Here is a 17557-nt window from a genome sequence, read left to right on the forward strand (position 1 = left end):
CTCCCGCTCACCGTCGACGCGCGGCCGATCGTGGCGGCGCGGAGCGCATGTGCGCCCGCACGGGCGACAGCAACGCGGCCAACGCCTCCGGGGCGTCGGTCGACATCGGTCCGAAGAGCTGATCCCGCAGCACCGCGGTGTGCCCGGGCAGCACCGCGGTCAGGCGGTCGCGGCCGCTCTCGGTGATGGTGACCGTGACCCCGCGTTCGTCGTCGGTCGAGGGTGCGCGGGTCACCAGGCCCGCCTTCTCCAGCAGTCCCGCCTGGTAGGTCAACCCGCTGCGGCTGTACACGACGCCGTCGGCGAGATCGGTCATCCGTTCGCTGCCGGTCGGTGAGTTCAGCCCCAGGCGTGCCAGGAGCTGGAACTGCACGTAGCTGAGGTCGCCCGCGTCGCGGAGCTGCTGCTCCACCGCGTGTCGGAGCAGGCCGGCCACATCCATCAGCGCGAAGTAGGCCTCCAGCTGGGTCCGGTCGAGAGGTGCGGGGTGGTCGGACATGGAACGACCCTACGACGTGCTTCGCATTCGAAACACTTGCTTCGAATTCGTACTAGGTCTACCGTTCTCGATGTGCTTCGAATTCGCAGCACATCGAGGACGTGAGAGAGGTCGAGACCATGAAGGCACTGCGATTCCACGAGTACGGGAGCCCCGACACCCTGCGGTACGAGGAGGTCGACCGGCCGGAGCCCGCCGAGGGCCAGGTGCGGATCCGCGTCGCCGCGACGTCGTTCAACAGCGTCGACGGCACCATCCGTGCGGGCGCCATGCAAGGGCCGATCCCGGTCGACCTCCCGCACGTTCCCGGCCTCGACGTCGCCGGTGTCGTCGACGCCCTCGGGGGCGGCGCGGACCGGTTCGCCGTCGGTGACCGGGTGATCGGGTTCCTGCCGTTCGCCCCCGACGGTGCATCGGCCGAATACGTCGTCGCCGCGGTCGACGGGCTCACGCCCGCGCCGACGTCCATCCCTCTCGCCGACGCGGCCGCACTCCCGCTGGTGGGTCTCACGGCCTGGCAGGCACTGTTCGAGCACGCCGGACTACGTGCGGGACAACGGATCCTGGTCAACGGAGCCGGTGGCGCTGTCGGCGGCTATGCGGTGCAGTTGGCTGCCGCCGCCGGCGCACACGTCATCGCCACCGCGGGTCCGTCGAGCCGTGCGCGGGTCACGGCCGCCGGCGCCCACGAGATCGTCGACCACACCGCGACCGATCTGCTCGACGCGGTGACCGAGCCGGTCGATGTCCTGCTGAACCTGGCGGCGATCGACCGCGACCGTCTCACCGCGCTCGCCGCCCTGGTCGGTGACGGCGGTGTCGTGGTCAACACCACCGTGTGGATGCCCGCCCCGGCCGATGCCGCCCGCGGTGTCCGAGGCGTCGACATGTACGTGCGCAGCGACGCCGCTCAGCTGGCCGAGCTCGCCACCCGCATCGATCGGGGTGAACTGACCGTCGATGTCGCAGAACGGGTCTCGTTCACGGGACTGATCGACGTCCACGCCCGCGCGGCACGGGGTCAGATCTCCGGCAAGGTCGTCGTGGTCGTCGACGACACGGTCGGGTGAGGCGGTCAGCCGGCGTCGCGGCGGGTGGCCAGCAGGTGGACCGCGACGCCGACGATCGGCACGAGCCAGATCAGGGCGAGTCGCTGTCGTCGCGGTCGCGATGCCACCTCGCGGCGCACGAGATCGATCGTGACGTAGACGGCCATCGCGATCCATGCCAGCGTCACCGCCGCGAGTGCGAGCCAGCCGGCGACCTCGAGATAGTGCGGGAACATGTTGCACCCGCGGGTTCGCGCACACTGGGCGAACCCGAGACCCTCGGTGCGGGGTGCGTCAGCGATGCTCGCCGGCCCTGTGCTCGCGAGCCCAGTTCTCGGCGAACGCGAGGAACACGTCGGTCTCGGCCGCCTCGGTGACCGTGACCCGCACACCGTCGCCGGCGAACGGGCGGATCACGACGCCGTGGTCGATGCTCGCGGCGGCGAAATCGAGGGCATCGGCGCCCAGGTCGATCCACACGAAGTTCGCCTGCGAGTCGGCGACCCGGTAGCCGAGGTCGCGCAGACGAGTGGTCACGCGGTCACGCTCGGCGACGACCGCCTCGGTCCGGGCGAGCAACTCGTCGTCGGCGGCCAGGCAGGCGACGGCCGCGGCCTGCGCGAGCGTGTTGACGCTGAACGGCACGTGCACGCGACGGAGGCCGTCGATGACGGTCGGGTCGGCGATCGCGTACCCGATGCGCAGGCCCGCCAGCCCGTAGGCCTTCGAGAAGGTCCGCAGGACGACCAGATTCGGGTAGCGGCGGTGCAGCTCGATCGCGTCGTAGCTCTGCGCCTGCGACGGCCGCACGTACTCGATGTAGGCCTCGTCGAGCGCGACCACGATCTCCGGCGGCACACGGTCGAGGAAGTCGACCAGGTCGTCGGCGGTGACGATGGTGCCGGTCGGGTTGTTGGGGTTGCAGACGAAGATCAGGCGGGTGCGCTCGGTGATCGCCTCGGCCATGGCGGCGAGGTCGTAGGTGTGATCCCCGGTGAGCGGGATCTGGACCGGTGTCGCGCCGGCGACACGGGTCGCGAGCGGATAGGTCTCGAACGACCGCCAACCGAACAGCACCTCGTCGCCGGGTGTCGTGGTGATGGTGATGAGGTTCTGACACAGGCTCACCGAGCCGCAGCCGGTCTGGATGTTGTCGGGCGTCACACCCAGCCTCTTGGCGAGGGCCTCGGTGAGCTCGACCATCCCGTTGTCGGGGTAGCGGTTGAGCGAGGCGGCGGCGTCGGCGATGGCCGCGGCGACGCTGGGCAGCGGCCCGAAGGTGACCTCGTTGCTCGCGAGCTTGACCGATCCGGGGAAGGTCTTGCCCGGCACGTAGGCGGGCACGGTGGCCAGATCGGGACGGATTCGTGGTGTCACGTGCTCAAATCTAGGCGGCATATCGCCACGTCACCAACCGGTTTGCTCCGCAAGTCAACCCGTGTGTAACCTTTGCGTTCGGCAGTTCGCAAGGACTCGCTGGAGGCGTGCCAGAGCGGCCGAATGGGATTCACTGCTAATGAATTGTCCCGCTAAAACGGGACCGGAGGTTCAAATCCTCTCGCCTCCGCCACGGCATCGGCCCCTCGCGGGGCCGGACCGCCACAACTGAAAAGCACGCGCCCGTAGCTCAACGGATAGAGCACTTGACTACGGATCAAGAGGTTAGGGGTTCGAATCCCTTCGGGCGCACAATAAAGAGCAGGTCAGACGGCACTTCCGAGATCATCGGGAGTGCCGTCTCTCGTTGTTTCCACCAGTAACCCATCAGAATCGGGTGCGAGGGCGTCGAGGGCGTGACGCAGGTCGGGCGCTACGGCGGCGCGGGAGATGTAGTGCAGACGGGTGACAGCTGTCCCCGAGTGGCCGAGCTGGGCGGCTGCGGCATCGACATCAACCGACCGTTCGATGATCGTCGCGGCGGTCTTGCGAAACGTGTGCGGTGTGACCCATTCGAACTCGGCGCCGCGGGCCTCTCGGATCTGTCGTCGGACGTTGTTGGTCGACCGGGGACCGCCCGTGCGGGACGGGAAGACCAGATCGCAGTCGGTGGGAATGTCACGCTCGCGCTGCCGCCGAAGTGCCGCCACGGTGAAGGCGGGGAGCACGACGGTTCGGTGGCTCGACGACGACTTGGGGAACGGCTGTCTGGTGCCACGTACGACCGTCCCAGTGACCGTGAGAGTAGGCGTCGGCGCATCAAGGTCTAGGTCGGACCAACGCGTCGCCAGCGCCTCACCTATCCGCAGGCCGGTGCCGGCGAGGGTGTCGAACAGGTCGGGCAGATCTGCGCCTCGTGGTGATCCGTAGCGATTGCCGCCACACCACTGAGTGACGTTCGTTCGGAGCTGGTGCAGCTCGACAATCGACAGAGTTCGGACCGGCGCCTTGGGGCGCGCGTTGCCTTTGCCTCGGCGACTGCGGTCGGCCAGGGCGGTCACGGGGTTCGCGTCGATGGCGCCGTGAACGATTGCCAACGCCATCATCGACTTCGTCACCACCTTGCATCGCTTGCGAATAGCTGGTGACCGTACGTCGAGAACGAACCGATTTAGCGCCGGGGCGTTGGCCTCACGAACCCGCAGATCCCCGATGCCGGGCAAGACGTGGTTGCGGACGGTCTCGGTGTACAGAGCGATCGTGGTGGGGGCGTATGGCTCCTCGCTGGATTCGAGTTCCGCAAGCCATTGTTTCGCCACGTCTCGCATGAGGGTGTTGCCCGTGATCTCGGCCGCCGACGTCGGTGTGGGACTCATCGCCAGTAGGGCGGCCAGAAGCGTGTTCTCGGCGTCCGTCGCACTCGTGCCGGTTCGCTCCACAAGCCGCGTCGCGCCGCTGTAATCGCGGTAACGGGCCCGTGCGCGCCACTTGTTGCCGACTTTCGTTCTGGCGATCGTTCCCCATGTTCCGACGGGCCTTGCCTGCCTGGGCACTAGATCCGTCCTTGTTCGACGACCACGCCTCCGAGGGCGCGTATGTGGCGCTCAACGGTCTGGAGCCTGTCTTGGTATTCGTCGAGGTCTGCCTGGTACCGCTCGCGGCCGTCTGCATCGAGGGCGGTCCGGATATCCAGTGACCGTTGGACGCGATTGATGCGGCGCTGGAGTTGCTCACGCTCACGCGACCAAGCTGAGACACCAGGGTCGATATCGGGGTCAACCAGAATGGCCGACTGTTGCAGTCCGCCCGAAAACCATTGTGCGGCCTCCCATGACGTCACGCTACGTCCGGGCAGAGCGTCTACTTGTCCATCGGGCATGTCCGGGTAGAGCAGTTGTATGGGGTGCACGTGCAGCGCCGCGGCCAGAATCAGAAGATCGGTGATCGCGACTACTTTCCGGTTTCCGTTCTCAAGCTCCGATATTGAGGCCTTCGCGACGCGCTTGCCCACGGCGTGAGTCTCGTCCGACAGCCACTGCACGGTTCTCGCGCCTCTGAGCGTTCGTACGGTCTTGCCTATTCGGTTCACCACGGCACCGGACCAGTCCACCTCGTTCGACATGCCGATCAGAATAGAGGTTTCGAACGACAACTCCGATCGTGTGGTAGGACTGATCATAGTTCCGATCAGCAGACGGGATAAAACACGAAAGTCCGAACGGAGACAGAACGCATGACACCCGACGAATTCGCCGCACTCGGCGTTTCCACCGATCTCAGGACGGCTGCTGCCGCTCTCGGCATCGCAACGTCGACCGCCTACGCCGCCGCGCGAAGCGGGAGTTTCCCAGTACGCACCATCAAGGTCGGTAGCCGCTATGTCGTCCCGACCGCAGAACTGCGCTCGGCCCTGGGTCTAGGTGATGCGGCGTGACGCACACCTTCAGTCTGTGGAGAAGCGATGACTGACCGCTATGAGTTCATCCGCGCCGCCGAAGACCTAGGCGGCATCGAAATGTTCCCAGATCGCACCCCTGATCTGGTCAAGAAAAATGCCCCGGAAGCCGCGCCAACGGCTTCTCGGGGCCAAGTCCAAGCAACCCATGCCAATGAATTGAGGAACTGAGCATGACTGTAGTTCACACCCCTGACAGCACGCCACTCCTAGCCGACGAAGTCCCTCGCATGTGCGAGTACGGCTGGTGCACCGTCACGATGGCGGGCCACGACGAGCATGAGTCGTCGATCTACTCGACCGCGTCCCTCTCCGGGCGGAGCCGACGCGACCTGACGGTCGGCGCTGGAGTGGTGATCACCGATCCCACCAGCGGCCCCTCGGTTTTTGTGCACATCACCGGCGCAGAGGGGGCGATCGACGAAGACGCGTACATGTCGATCGATGAGGCCATCGACCTGGTTGACGCGCTCGTCGCCGCGATCGGGCACGCCCGCTCCGCTCTCGCGGAGGTGATCCGATGAGCAACACAGCGAGCTGCATGTATGCGTGGTGCGACAACAAGTTTCCGGACCACCGTGACCACATGGTCGCGGACTACACGAACTCGTCGAGGGAGCCGCACCGGCCGAAGTTGACCGTCGGCGCCCTGGCGTGGACCGATGACGACCACCCCGAGATTGTTGATGTCATCGTGCATCTCGTCGAGCAAGACGGTGGTGTTGATGAGCAGATCGTCCTCAGTGTCGACGACGCAAAGGCGCTCTCTGCCATCCTGGCTCAGGTCGTCGAGTACGCCGCCTCGGCCGAGGCGGTGGCAGCGAAGTGACCGCCCCTTCTCACGTATCCGTCGCGAAGGCGATCGTCGAATCGCCGCCCACGCCGCAGGAGCTGCACGCACAGTTCCCCGACGAGGAATCGAACACTGTGGTGATCGCTCGATTCGCCGCCGGCGGCGCCAAGGCGTTCGTGGACCGTACTGACTGGTGGCTGGACGGGGTCCTCACCGACGTCGTGCTGGGGTCGGGCATCGACTGGGACGATGCCTGCGAAGGTTGCCACCACTACGTCCAGGTCTACACCGACGAGCCGGGATCCGTTGCGGCGCTGCCGGGAGTCGCGGCCGTCCTCACTGCTGTGCACGACTTCATCACGAGCTACGAGTGCCAGCCCTCCACGACCGTGGTCCGGGTCGACTAATCGTCCGCGCTGTGGCCCCGTCTACCAGCTCGTAGACGGGGCCACCATCCCGCCGGATGAATCAACTTGCAGTTCAGCAAACTTCACCGAACCTTGTGTAATAATGGGACTACGCACACGTCGGCGGTTCCTGACGGTAAGTCGCCCCGGTCACCGGGTCGCACTGGAGGCCCTTTCATTCCGGCGCGTTGTGACACTCCCGCAGCGCATTCGATTCCTCAATGCTGCCTGGAGAAACATGTCTGAAACCACGCTGCCGCGGCGTTATGCCAAACCGAAAGTAGCCGCCGAATATCTCGGCGTCACAGTCCGAACGATCGAAAACATGGTCGCTGATGGCCGTCTCACTGCCTACCGACTTGGCTCTCGCGTTGTCCGCATCGACTTGAACGAGGTCGACGCAGCGATGGAGGCGAACCGGTGAGCCCCGGAAATGACGCCGCCCCCGGCAGGGCAACCAGGGGCAGGCGAACAACAAAATCCATTGCGGCGGATCTCCTCAATCATAGCGTCCAGGCCGAGGTTCTGAGCGCCGACGACCGCAGGGAACGCGAACTGCTCGAGGAGCTTCTGAACCGCGGCTATCGGATTGCCGTGCGCTGCACCCAGTGTGGCTCGTGGTTGGTCGCTGATCGCTCCGTCCGCGAGCACGTCGGTCCGGTGTGCCGAGACCGCCTCGGCGGTGATGCTGCGTGACGGCGTACGAGCGCGTCTTGGACAAGTTCCGGGCCGAGGGGTTGATTGTCGACGAGAGGGGCGACAAGGCCACTGCGCAGGCGCCGGGCCACTCCGCCGCCGATCGCTCGGTCACCATCACGCGCGATATCGGCAAGGTCTTGGTGTTCTCGCATTCGGACGACACCTCTGAGGTGCTGGCTGCTGTCGGCTTGTCGACGGGTGACCTGTTCGACGAGCCACGTCCGGGATCTAGACCTTCGGAAGCTCAGGCCCCCAGGAATTTGACGACGGCGCAGCAGACTCTGCGCGATCACCGCAGGCAGCAGCGCACGGACCTGGAGTCCGCGCATCGCGAGGAGTTCGAGCGCGAGTGTGCTCGGGCCGAGGAGATTGCGGCAAAGATGAACCCAGACGCCCCGCGGCCGAACTGGTCCGATCCGCTAGTCCAGCACCCAGAGGATCGCCCCCCGGATCTCCTGGGCGACATGATCGATGGCGAGGCCCTCGACGCAATGTCGTTCCCGCCGCTCACTTGGGTGGTGCCAGGGATCATTCCTGAGGGCATGGGATTCCTGGTCGCGCCGCCCAAGGCTGGTAAGTCTTGGCTTACCGCTGGAGTCGGCCTGGCGTGTGCCGCCGGAGTTAAGGCTCTTGGGCATATCGACGTTTCCCAGCGCGACGTGTTGAACCTGGCGTTGGAGGACGGTCCACGGCGCCTACAGGGTCGCTACCGCCACTTGCTGAGTGACGGTTCGATCCCGAAGCGGATGCACTCAAAGACGTCCATGACGGTTGGGAACGAGTTGGCGACTATCCGCCAGTTCATGGACCGGCATCCCGGGTCACTGGTCATCGTCGACACCCTTGGTCGGATCAAACCGTCTCGCCGTAGCGGGGAAGAGGCTTACGTCGCCGACTACCGCATCGGTGCGCAGCTCAAGGAGATCGCCGATGCCCATCCCGGCTCCACTCTGCTGGTGGTTCACCACACGCGAAAGATGGAGTCCGACGACTTCGTGGACTCACTTTCGGGGACACAGGGTCTCGCTGGCGCGGCTGACTTCGTTCTCCTGCTGCAGCGCAAGCGGCAGAGCGACGAAGCCATTCTCCACGTGACGGGACGTGATGTCCCCGAGTCGGAGATCGCCCTCTTGATGGACAACGGGTCCTGGCGTCTGTCGTCGCCGACGCTCGCACAGTCTCAGTCCGATGCAGGCGAGCGCCGTGAGCGGAACAACAAGTCCGACCGCACCATCCGCGCGCTCGAGTTCGTCAAAGGGCGGGACAAGACGACGTCGATGGAACTGGCCGCGTACCTCGAGATCAGCAACAACGACGCCGGCACCTATTTGCGACGGATGTACACCGACGGGTTGATCGACAAGCAATCACGAGGTGTGTACGTACCCGTGTCTGAAGTGTCTGAACTGTCTGAACGAAAAAAGCATTCAGACACGGTTTCAGACACGGATCAGACGGGTCGCGTTATTCAAATGCCGCTGACCAGCACAAAAGACACAACAGACAGTTCAGACACAAGTACGGAGACAACCCGATGACTCGCTCACCCAACCTCGCTACCGACATGCTGATCGAGACCGCTCGACGGTCCGTCGCCTGCCACGAATGGGTCGACGACCGGCTCGGCGAACACGGCGCCAACGACGACCTACCCGACGAGACCGACGCACTCGCAGACGCGATGCAGGACCTCGGAGCCGCCGTCCGCGAGTTCACGAGCTACAGCGACGGACGCCCCGTCCACGCCGTCGAGATCGTCGATGGCGGCATCCATGTCCACCACACGTTCCAGGCGGTACCGGTTCACCACGGTGAGCGGCTGCTGTTTACCGGTCCGCGTCCAACCGACCCCGACCAACCCGACCGCGGCCACTACCGCGTGTACGCCGACGACGCCGCGGCGACACTGCGCGTCGAGGTCTACGGCCCACTGGAGTCGGTATGACGACCCGCGACACCCCTGAGGTGATCCAGCTGTCATGCGGCCTCAGCGCCGTCATTCTGACTCATGCGGACCTCGGACGCCGCAAGCCGCGCCAGAAGAAGCCGCCACCGCCGCCGCCACTCACCTACGACGGCGACAGCGAGGAGCCATGGTGATGGCGACGGAGCATCGGCTGCTGTGGACTCACGACGGAAGTGATCACGAGCCCCGGTGGACCAAATACACATTGCTGCTCTTGTCCGGTGCCCCGCTGGAGAAGATCGAAGAGTTTATGGCGGCGGGCTTCGGGTTCGAAGATGTGCCGCAGGCGTGGCGACACACCGCGATGCAGCGGTACCAGGAAGCCGAGGCACACGATCCCCGCGTCGCGAAGACGGGTGAGGTTGGTGTCGTCGCCTACTGGGCCGGGAAGTTGGGCACCGTCGAGTTAGAACGCGAAGGCTCCACTCTCGCGGCATGGTTGGTGGTCGACGATGCCAGCTGAGTTCCGCACCCCAGAGCACTTCATTCACGGCGAGCCGGGTGGCCGGGTGGTGCTGGTGCCAGCTCGAATTGCGGCCCGATTGTCTGACCTCGCTGGCCTAGCCCGGATCCGGGTCATGACTCGCGGAACCGACGTAGAGCTAACCAACGTCCTAACCGCCCTTCACCTGGCCTCCCTCGATTGGCGAAGTGCCGCAACCGGAATCGTCAAACCGTCAACCGCGGAACTAGAGCCACGCTCTGAGTGGATCGGAACACGACAGGCGGCTGACCTGCTCGGGATCTCCGACCGGGCGGTCCGAAAAGCGATCGTCGAGAAGCGGTTAGCGGCCACCTCCATCGGCCAGGGATACCGGGTTCGGCGCGAAGACGTCGAACATTACCGGTCGGCTAGGAGGTCACGCGCCGCCTGACACCTAGGAGGCGATCACGTTGACCGAGCTGGCAACTGCCTACATCAGCGTGGTGGCCTCTACGGAGGGCATCCCCCGCCAGATCCGTGCCGCACTTGGTTCTGCGCAGCGCGATGCGGACACGGCGGGCAGGAACACCGGTCGCTCATTTGCCTCGTCATTCGGCACCAGCCTCAAGGGACTCGGCGCTGCCGCCGGCGTAACAGGCGGCATTGCCGGCGTGGCAGCGGCGATGAAGTCGGCGATCTCTTCGGGGATGGACTTCACGACCAGCTTGAACACGATGCAGGCGGTTGCTGGTGCGTCGTCGGCGCAGATCGAGAAGGTCGGTCAGGTTGCCCGCCAGTTGGGGACCGATAACCAGTTGGCGGCGACGTCGAGTGTTGATGCGGCGCAGGCGATGGTCGAGTTGGCCAAGGGTGGGTTCAGTGTCGATCAGTCGATGCAGGCTGCTCGAGGCACGCTGCAGTTGGCGGCGGCTGCGCAGATCTCTGCTGCGGATGCGGCGACGATTCAGTCGCAGGCGTTGCAGGCGTTCGGCAAGGACGCGACGTTCGCCGGCACCGCGTCTGACATTCTCGCGAACGCAGCAAACCAGTCGAGCGCCGAAATTACCGACGTCGCCATGGCGATCCAACAGTCGGGCGCGGTTGCCAACCAGTTCGGTCTGTCGATGCAGGACACCGCGGCCACGATCGCGCTGCTCGCCAACGCAGGTATTCAAGGCTCGGACGCCGGCACTCTGCTGAAGTCGACGCTGCTCGCGCTGACAGACACCGGTAAGCCGGCGCAGGCCGCTATCGACAAGCTCGGCCTCACGGTGTACGACGCGCAGGGCAAGTTCGTTGGCATGGAGCAGCTGTTCGGTCAGCTCCAGACCGCGTCGAAGCGGATGACGCCGGAGATGTACCAGGCTGCCACGGCGACTTTGTTCGGGTCGGATGCTGCTCGTATCGCCGGTGTTGCTGCTCAGCAGGGTGCGGGTGGTTTCGACAAGATGCGTGACGCGATGGGGCAGCAGGGCGCCGCCGCGGAGGTCGCTGCCGCGAAGATGCAGGGCCTGCCGGGCGCGTGGGAGAAGTTCAAGAACGCGGCGCAGGACGCCGGGCTCGCCTTCTATGACGCTGTAGAAAGTCCGTTGACGAAGGCCGCGGACGCTGCGACTACCGCCGTGGGTGACCTCGTCGATGGGGTGCAGTCCGCATTCAAGAAGTTGCAGGACAATGGCTATGTCGCCCAGGCAACGCAGACCTTCGGAGTCGTGCGAGACGCCATCATCGCCGCGTCCCCGGCTCTGAAAGATATCGGCACCTCGCTCGCTACAGCCGCCGCCGCAGTCGGCGGAGCCACCTGGCTCGCGTTCTCCGGTGCCCTTCAGGTTTCCGCCGAGGCGCTGCAGACGATCACCCCGGCCCTCGAAGTTGTCGGCGACCTGATGCGTGAGAACCAGGGCGTCGTTACCGGCCTCCTCGCCGCCTACCTCGCGTTCAAGGCCATCCCGGCAATCGTCGGCCGAATCGGCACCGCTTTCGCACCGATAACCGGCCGCGTGTCTGCGACCACCAACTCCATGTCCACGTTCAACGAGCAGGTCCGCCGACTCCAGACACTGTCGGCAGCAACCGGTTCCGGCGTAAACCGGCTCGGTGCACAGATGGCGATCCTCGGCCTACGGTCCCCGGCTATCGGTCGGATGCAGCAGGCGTTCCTAAACGCATCGCAGGCAGCGTCGGTTATGCCACGCACCGTTGGCGCCGCAGCCGCAGGCTTGTCCGGTCTACGTTCCGGGGTCGGCGCCCTGTCGGGCGCTCTCGGCGGCCCCCTCGGTATCGCGCTGGCCGCCGGCACCGTGGCGATGGGGGTGTGGGGAAAGAGCCAGGCCGACGCAGCAGCGAAAGCCGCTGAGAACAAGCGGCAGATCGACGCACTGTCGCAGTCAATCAACTTCCAGACCGGCGCTCTCGACGCGCAGGGCCGCAAGCAGGTGTTCGACAGCCTCAATTCCGCCAAGGTGCCCGAGGCACTTCGGAGCGCGCCCGGCCTGGGTGTGTCACTGGCGCAGGTGCAGTCGGCTGCCGAGGGGCAGCAGGCCGCGTTAGGCACGGTGAACGATGCTCTCGACGAGCAGGCCAAGAAGTCGCTGACATCGACGAAGTTCTGGCAGGACAACGGCGATGCCGCGAAGGCGGCCGGGATCAGCCTCGACCTGTATACCGCCGCGCTGCGTGGCAACCGTGACGCGCAGGCCGAGGTCAACCGTAAAGCGTTCGTGGCCCGCGACCAGGGTCTCGCGATCAACAACCTGGAGCAGTCACGCAAGCTACTCGACCAGGCGGGGCAGTCCGCGGCCCGTATTGGCGACGCGATTGGGTCGACCAACGACAAGCTCGGGGACGCACGACAGAAGGCTGCCGACGCCAACGAAGCTCTCGGGCTGACCAGCCAGCGTTTCTCGGAGATCGCGAAGCAGTTCGAGGCTCCCGAAACGTCGTCTATTCAGGTCGACACCAGTCAGATTGCCGGCGCCGAGGACCGAATCAAGTCCCTCGGCTTCACGGTCCGATCGCTACCGAACGGCAAGGTGGAAATCACCGCCAACGACGAGGCCGCTCGCGCCCGTCTGCAGTTCGTGTCGCAGAACGTGAACCTGCTCAGCACCCTGTCGGCCAACCCTAAGATCGGTCTCGACACCGATGCCTTCACCCTCGGCGACCAGAACTCCCGCAACCAGCTACGTGACTTGTCAGCGCAGATCGCCGACCCCAAGGCGAAGCTGACCATCGACGAGTTGCTGAACAACAAGGCCGTGTCGGTGGCCCAGCTCCAGCAGCTTTCCGCGACGACTGCCGACCCACAGGTCCGGGTGCAGGTCGACAAGGCGCTGCAGAACATCCAGCTGGTCAACGACGCCCTCGACAAAGCTGCTCGGGAACGCACCGCCTACATCAACGCTCAGGTGCAGGGCCTCAGCTTCGGTGATCGCACTCCTAACGGTGGCGTGTTCCGCGGCCCCGGCATCTCCCGCAACGCGACCGGTGGATTCATCTCCGGGCCGGGCACCGCGACTAGCGACTCGATACCCGCGATGCTGTCCAACGGCGAGTATGTGGTCCGCGCATCACAGACCGCGAAGAACCGGCCCCTGCTCGAGGCCATCAATTCCGGCCAAGTGCCCCGCTACGCAACCGGCGGCATCGTGTCGGCCGACGACTTCCTCAAGCTCGCCCGCGGACAATCCGACGGTGCATCAGGACCGCTCGAGGGCGCGGCCTACAACTGGGGTGGAGTCAACTGGGGAGACTGCTCCGGCGCCATGTCAGCGTTCGCCCGCAAGGCCGCCGGCCTTCCACCCTTCGGTGGTCGGTTCGCAACAGCCTCGATGGCCGGCCAGCTGCAACAGATGGGCGCAGCACTCGGACGCGGCAACCTCGGCGACCTCCGATTCGGGTGGGTCAACGGCGGCCCCGGCGGCGGACACACCGCCGGCACGCTGCCCGACGGCACCAACGTCGAGATGGGTGGCGCTCGAGGCAACGGTCAGATCGGCGGTGGCGCAGCAGGTGCCGACGACGCGCAGTTCACCGACCACGCCTTCTTCCCCGCGTCGATGTTCGAAGCCGCGATCAACTTCGCTAACCCCGGTTTCGGCGACGACCCCGGCGGAACACTGTCTCGACCCGACCTCGCCGCGAACGGAACCAGCTCGACGACCGGATCAGGTACATCGATCTCGACGCGCCTCGGGTCGGCGATCGGCGCCTTCTTCGAGGGCCAGATCAAGTCAACGCTCGACGTCCTGTCCGTCAACGACTCACCCGGAATCCTCGCTGCCGTCAACGAATACGAGAGCCAGATCCAGCAGAGCAAGAACTCCCGCGGCAGCGGCAACCCTCTGACTGCGGCCCAGAACGCCGACGCCCAGCGCAAGTACGAGACCGAGAAGCTGAAGCGGCAGCAGGCATACGAGGCTGACCGCGACAAACTGCAGAATGAGGCCCAGGCCACCAACGACAAAGGTCGTAAAGCTGAGATCGACCGCAAGCTTGCCGATCTGAAGCGGGCCTACCAAGACGCCAACCTCGCCGCGAAACAACGGTACGACCAAGAAAAGCTGACCACCCGCCAGCGCTCCACAATCACCGACCCCGGAACCACGCGACCCGCACCCGGCAAAGACATGGGCGGTCGGCCGTTCGACCAAGGCGGACTCGCCCGCGGCATCGGCTACCTACCGAAACGGACCGTCGCCCCTGAACAAGTCCTGTCGCCCCAAGAGACAGCCGCATTCCAAGACGGCATGCGCAACGGATTCACCAGTACAGACAACGACGAGATCCTCGCTGCGCTACAGAAACTCACCGACGTCATGACCAAACGACCGCCGCTCGTCCCGGTCGTCGTCCCCGACGAAGCCGGCCGGCGCCGCGTCGAACGAGACCGCGTCGTGCAGCGACACCTCGTCGGCAAATAGCCAAACCCATCCTCAACCACCGAAGGAGAACACCAATGAGCCTCGACTACCTCGACGCACAGATCGACGATTACCGCACCCAGGCAAGCAACATCGTCGAGCACTACAGCCAGACCCAGGCCGAAGTGTCCGCCGACCCCAACCTCACCGACGTCGGCAAGCTCGAAGCCCTCGCACCACTCCACGAAGACGTCACCGCGAAGGTCGGCGCACTCCGCGCAAAGGAGAAGGCAGCGATCAAGCACAAGCGGGAGACCCTCGAGAAGGATCTGTTCGGAATGAACGGCGGCAGCAGCAGCGACGTCGTGTCCTACCGCGACGCGCAAGACCGCGCCGCACGCCTCACCGACCCCGACGAGGCCCAGGAGGTCTACACCAGGGCACTGCGGTCAGACGACAAGATCCTCGCCCAGGCCATCCTGAGCCGAGCACTGGACTACAACTGGCACGCCATCACCACCGACTACCGCCAACGCAACCCATCCGCCTCGACCGCACTCAACGACCTCACCCGACTCGGCCAGTACGAGAACAACGGCTTCATGGCCCTCATGCACTACGTCGTCCCACCCCTCACCACCGCACAGCCCATGCGGATCCGGTGACACCGATGCGACTACGCAACCGCCACACCCACGTCCAGATCACCGTCCCAGCAAGCAAGGCCCGACGCCTCATCGCTGAGGGCATCTACCTCGCAGTCCCCGACGACGAACAACCATCCGAACCCGAGGCTTCGCAGGACAACCAGGTTGTCGAGGCCGGCAACCTGGGGCGGGACAGGAGCAACCGTCGTGGACCCACGTCAATTGCAGCAGCGCTCAAGGACGGAGCCGGCCCATGGTGGGACACACCTACGAACTGACCCAGGGGATAGTTACCCCAGGTAACGCCAGCTCGGCCCCTCAAGGCATTGGCGTCTGTGTGTGTCAGGCCCCCCTACCCCCCCAGGCGAGCCGGGACGCCCGTGGATAAGTACCGGACTCTGCACGATGCAATGGCCGCTAAAGACGATTTGGCGGAGGTCGAGATGCGCTACAAGCTGCTGTCGGAGGCGTTCGAGGAGTCGCCACAGCTTCGGGGGAATCTCAACCCGGCGTTGGAGCGGGCGAAGGCCGAGATTGTTCGGTTGCGTGCGGCTAAACCGCCGGTGGAGAAGTCGGATGCGAAGGTGGTTGCGTTCGACGCCAACCGCTTCCGTCAGTCGGATGGAGCTGGCGCGTGAACTGAGGTCTTCTTTTGAGAAAGGTCCTCGCTATCGCCCGCCCCGAAGTCGCCTATACTGCCTTTCGAGGGATGCGTTGAGTCCTGCAGACATGTCCCGGGTCGTATTGAGCATTCTCTCAACCTGATCTAGCAGCCCCTCGTTCTCTGGGGTTTCGATCAACCGTTCGCGCGCACGACGATACTGCTCCAGCTTTGCGCCGCTGGCACCGCTCTTCACCATCTCGCCAAGATCCCGATCGAGTCGGGACAGAAGTTCCTCGTATCGAGTCATTCGTTCAGTATGACGCCGACAGCGCGCAGACCACGCCCCCGTCCAGCAATGGCTGTAGCTAGAGTCTCAGGCATGGGGTTCTGGGACGTATTCGCCCAGCCGTTAGCTACCTTGGGCGCGGCCGGGATGGCGGTCGTTGCCGCGGGAATCGCGTGGAAGGGTGTGAAGCTGTCTGTTAATGCCCAACGCGACGAGGCAAAGAAGGATCGCGATCTGCAATGGAGGAAAATCCAGCGCAGCGAACGCCTAGGGCTTCTATCCGATGCTGCACGCGTGGCCGCAGCGCTATCCAGCCATGCAACCGTCTATGCCGCATTTGACGAAGCGCTGATGCCTGCAGGTCACGAAGAGCCCAAGGCGGGAATGGCGAAAGAACAGGAAGCTTTCGATGCCACGTACGCCGAGACCCGTTCCGTCCTGCTGCGACTAAGGGTGTTGGGTTTGACCGAGGTTGAAAAAGCACTCGAGGCACTCTTGAGCGACGCTGGCTGGATTGTGCACCCTCCGCCGCCCGAGTTTGCGCATGAGTTCAGCGAAGAATGGACGGTGTATGACCACCGTGAGAAGGTTGATCAGGCCATCAGGGGAGCGCTGGACGAGGTGCCGCAGACTTAGGTCGCACGACCTTCCTATAGCCCCGATCCATTACGGATGGCCTCAAAGAACGCTGTGTCGCGGATATCCTCCTGCGCGGGTAACTCGATAATGCCACCGGGACTCACGTAGAGCTTCACCCCCTGCAAAGCGATCGAATTGTCGAAGCCGTCATCTCGGTGTTCAGCCCCAAGGATTTCAAGTGACGTCACGTCCGATAGTCGTACAACTCCAGCCTTGTGAATCGTCTGTGCCGGGTTCGGTCGAGATTCGGACGCAGACATGTCGAAGCGGGGCGTACCGAACGTCACGCTGACGTGCCCAAGAGTCCGGGGGGTGACTACCCATGAGGACCACGTGCTCGAGTCGTTAGCCATCTCAGCATGGCAGATACCTGCCTCGATTTTCTTAGGGTCGCCGATCACAGCAGCTACAAGGACAAGTAGTTGCTTGGGTGGTGCCCAGTTGCGATCGATAACATGGGTCTGAAGCGCGGTCCAATCAGCTTTCTCAAGGCCTCTCATGAAGCCGACGGTAGTAAATGTGGCCGTCATGTCGTGTCGGTTCGGCTAAAACTTCGTGCAATCGAACGATAGGTGGGCGCGGCTAAACTGTGGCGGACTATTCACCCTCTCGCACTAGCCCGGATTGTTCACGAGAGTTGAGGTCGTTCGGCGTGTGAAATGACGGAAGTGCCTGTCCAGCAGGGATAATGGTGATTGCTGAAGTCAACATTTTTCCGAACTGGAAGGCACTCCGTAGGTGAAGAGTACATCGTGGTCATCGGGCTTGTCGGTCACATCTGGTGGGCGTGGCGTGATTGGGCATGCGGGAACCGTGCTGATCCGATCGATCGCTGATCGAATGGGCCTGA

At 64.5% G+C, this 17557-nt stretch carries 23 protein-coding genes and 2 tRNA genes; 19 read left to right on the plus strand and 6 right to left on the minus strand.

Annotation, left to right across the window (positions count from 1 at the left end):
• Positions 1-7: 7 nt before the first annotated feature.
• Positions 8-499, minus strand: coding sequence for a MarR family winged helix-turn-helix transcriptional regulator (locus TU34_RS01770; protein ID WP_045821112.1), 492 nt, complete (start codon positions 497-499; stop codon positions 8-10).
• Positions 500-618: 119 nt separating this feature from the next.
• On the opposite strand from TU34_RS01770, the gene TU34_RS01775 reads away from it, so the two are divergent.
• Positions 619-1569: an NADP-dependent oxidoreductase gene (locus tag TU34_RS01775; RefSeq protein WP_045821152.1), complete on the plus strand. Its 951-nt coding sequence runs from the start codon at positions 619-621 to the stop codon at positions 1567-1569.
• A gap of 5 nt (positions 1570-1574) precedes the next feature.
• Here TU34_RS01775 and TU34_RS01780 read toward each other — a convergent pair whose 3' ends face one another.
• Both TU34_RS01780 and hisC read right to left on the minus strand, forming a co-directional pair.
• The gene (locus tag TU34_RS01780; protein ID WP_045821113.1) at positions 1575-1784 is read right to left on the minus strand and encodes a hypothetical protein; all 210 of its coding nucleotides are present in this window, start codon (positions 1782-1784) and stop codon (positions 1575-1577) included.
• A 58-nt stretch (positions 1785-1842) separates the two neighbouring features.
• The gene (gene hisC / locus TU34_RS01785) at positions 1843-2925 is read right to left on the minus strand and encodes a histidinol-phosphate transaminase (RefSeq protein WP_045821114.1); all 1083 of its coding nucleotides are present in this window, start codon (positions 2923-2925) and stop codon (positions 1843-1845) included.
• A 101-nt stretch (positions 2926-3026) separates the two neighbouring features.
• On the opposite strand from hisC, the gene TU34_RS01790 reads away from it, so the two are divergent.
• Both TU34_RS01790 and TU34_RS01795 read left to right on the plus strand, forming a co-directional pair.
• Positions 3027-3118 (plus strand) — tRNA-Ser (locus TU34_RS01790).
• Positions 3119-3164: 46 nt separating this feature from the next.
• A tRNA-Arg gene (locus tag TU34_RS01795) sits at positions 3165-3237 on the plus strand.
• Positions 3238-3251: 14 nt separating this feature from the next.
• Here the strand turns inward: TU34_RS01795 and TU34_RS01800 are convergent.
• A complete protein-coding gene (locus TU34_RS01800; RefSeq protein ID WP_150116335.1) occupies positions 3252-4478 on the minus strand; it encodes a tyrosine-type recombinase/integrase in 1227 nt (408 codons plus the stop codon).
• Complete coding sequence (locus TU34_RS01805; RefSeq protein ID WP_150116336.1) at positions 4478-5047, minus strand: hypothetical protein; 570 nt, start codon at positions 5045-5047, stop codon at positions 4478-4480. Before TU34_RS01805 ends, TU34_RS01800 begins: the two co-directional genes overlap by 1 nt.
• 111 nt (positions 5048-5158) lie before the next feature.
• Between TU34_RS01805 and TU34_RS22795 the strand changes: the two genes are divergently transcribed.
• From TU34_RS22795 to TU34_RS01860, 16 genes are all read left to right on the plus strand, one after another.
• Positions 5159-5359: a MerR family transcriptional regulator gene (locus TU34_RS22795; protein ID WP_082079748.1), complete on the plus strand. Its 201-nt coding sequence runs from the start codon at positions 5159-5161 to the stop codon at positions 5357-5359.
• Between the two features lie 27 nt (positions 5360-5386).
• Positions 5387-5551, plus strand: coding sequence for a hypothetical protein (locus TU34_RS23825; protein WP_160298493.1), 165 nt, complete (start codon positions 5387-5389; stop codon positions 5549-5551).
• A gap of 89 nt (positions 5552-5640) precedes the next feature.
• Entirely contained in the window at positions 5641-5904 is a 264-nt protein-coding gene (locus TU34_RS01810) for a hypothetical protein (RefSeq protein WP_150116337.1), read from the plus strand.
• Positions 5901-6209, plus strand: coding sequence for a hypothetical protein (locus tag TU34_RS01815; protein ID WP_150116338.1), 309 nt, complete (start codon positions 5901-5903; stop codon positions 6207-6209). The genes TU34_RS01810 and TU34_RS01815 overlap by 4 nt, the downstream gene beginning before the upstream one ends.
• On the plus strand, positions 6206-6580 hold the full coding sequence (locus TU34_RS01820) for a hypothetical protein (protein ID WP_045821117.1): 375 nt from the start codon (positions 6206-6208) through the stop codon (positions 6578-6580). Before TU34_RS01815 ends, TU34_RS01820 begins: the two co-directional genes overlap by 4 nt.
• A 238-nt stretch (positions 6581-6818) precedes the next feature.
• Entirely contained in the window at positions 6819-7004 is a 186-nt protein-coding gene (locus tag TU34_RS22800) for an excisionase family DNA-binding protein (RefSeq protein WP_045821118.1), read from the plus strand.
• Positions 7005-7174: 170 nt separating this feature from the next.
• Positions 7175-7276, plus strand: coding sequence for a DUF6011 domain-containing protein (locus TU34_RS24600; protein ID WP_420835149.1), 102 nt, complete (start codon positions 7175-7177; stop codon positions 7274-7276).
• Positions 7273-8817: an AAA family ATPase gene (locus tag TU34_RS01830; RefSeq protein WP_052688611.1), complete on the plus strand. Its 1545-nt coding sequence runs from the start codon at positions 7273-7275 to the stop codon at positions 8815-8817. The genes TU34_RS24600 and TU34_RS01830 overlap by 4 nt, the downstream gene beginning before the upstream one ends.
• Positions 8814-9224, plus strand: coding sequence for a hypothetical protein (locus TU34_RS01835; protein ID WP_045821119.1), 411 nt, complete (start codon positions 8814-8816; stop codon positions 9222-9224). The genes TU34_RS01830 and TU34_RS01835 overlap by 4 nt, the downstream gene beginning before the upstream one ends.
• Positions 9221-9379: a hypothetical protein gene (locus TU34_RS23830; protein ID WP_160298494.1), complete on the plus strand. Its 159-nt coding sequence runs from the start codon at positions 9221-9223 to the stop codon at positions 9377-9379. Before TU34_RS01835 ends, TU34_RS23830 begins: the two co-directional genes overlap by 4 nt.
• The gene (locus tag TU34_RS01840; protein ID WP_045821120.1) at positions 9373-9708 is read left to right on the plus strand and encodes a hypothetical protein; all 336 of its coding nucleotides are present in this window, start codon (positions 9373-9375) and stop codon (positions 9706-9708) included. Before TU34_RS23830 ends, TU34_RS01840 begins: the two co-directional genes overlap by 7 nt.
• A 115-nt stretch (positions 9709-9823) precedes the next feature.
• On the plus strand, positions 9824-10120 hold the full coding sequence (locus tag TU34_RS24605; protein WP_420835150.1) for a helix-turn-helix domain-containing protein: 297 nt from the start codon (positions 9824-9826) through the stop codon (positions 10118-10120).
• Positions 10121-10139: 19 nt separating this feature from the next.
• The gene (locus TU34_RS23400) at positions 10140-14591 is read left to right on the plus strand and encodes a phage tail tape measure protein (RefSeq protein ID WP_150116339.1); all 4452 of its coding nucleotides are present in this window, start codon (positions 10140-10142) and stop codon (positions 14589-14591) included.
• Positions 14592-14626: 35 nt separating this feature from the next.
• Positions 14627-15196, plus strand: a complete 570-nt coding sequence (locus TU34_RS01850; RefSeq protein WP_052688613.1) for a hypothetical protein — start codon at positions 14627-14629, stop codon at positions 15194-15196.
• A gap of 425 nt (positions 15197-15621) precedes the next feature.
• Positions 15622-15816 carry a hypothetical protein gene (locus tag TU34_RS01855; RefSeq protein WP_203225393.1) on the plus strand — a complete coding sequence of 65 codons (195 nt, stop codon included), beginning with the start codon at positions 15622-15624 and terminating at the stop codon, positions 15814-15816.
• 345 nt (positions 15817-16161) lie between these two features.
• On the plus strand, positions 16162-16704 hold the full coding sequence (locus tag TU34_RS01860) for a hypothetical protein (protein WP_045821123.1): 543 nt from the start codon (positions 16162-16164) through the stop codon (positions 16702-16704).
• Between the two features lie 14 nt (positions 16705-16718).
• On the opposite strand, the gene TU34_RS23405 is transcribed toward TU34_RS01860, so the two are convergent.
• Positions 16719-17237, minus strand: coding sequence for a hypothetical protein (locus TU34_RS23405; protein ID WP_160298495.1), 519 nt, complete (start codon positions 17235-17237; stop codon positions 16719-16721).
• Between the last annotated feature and the right edge of the window lie 320 nt (positions 17238-17557).

Source organism: Williamsia herbipolensis, from assembly GCF_000964005.1.
GTDB classification, from domain to species: domain Bacteria; phylum Actinomycetota; class Actinomycetes; order Mycobacteriales; family Mycobacteriaceae; genus Williamsia_A; species Williamsia_A herbipolensis.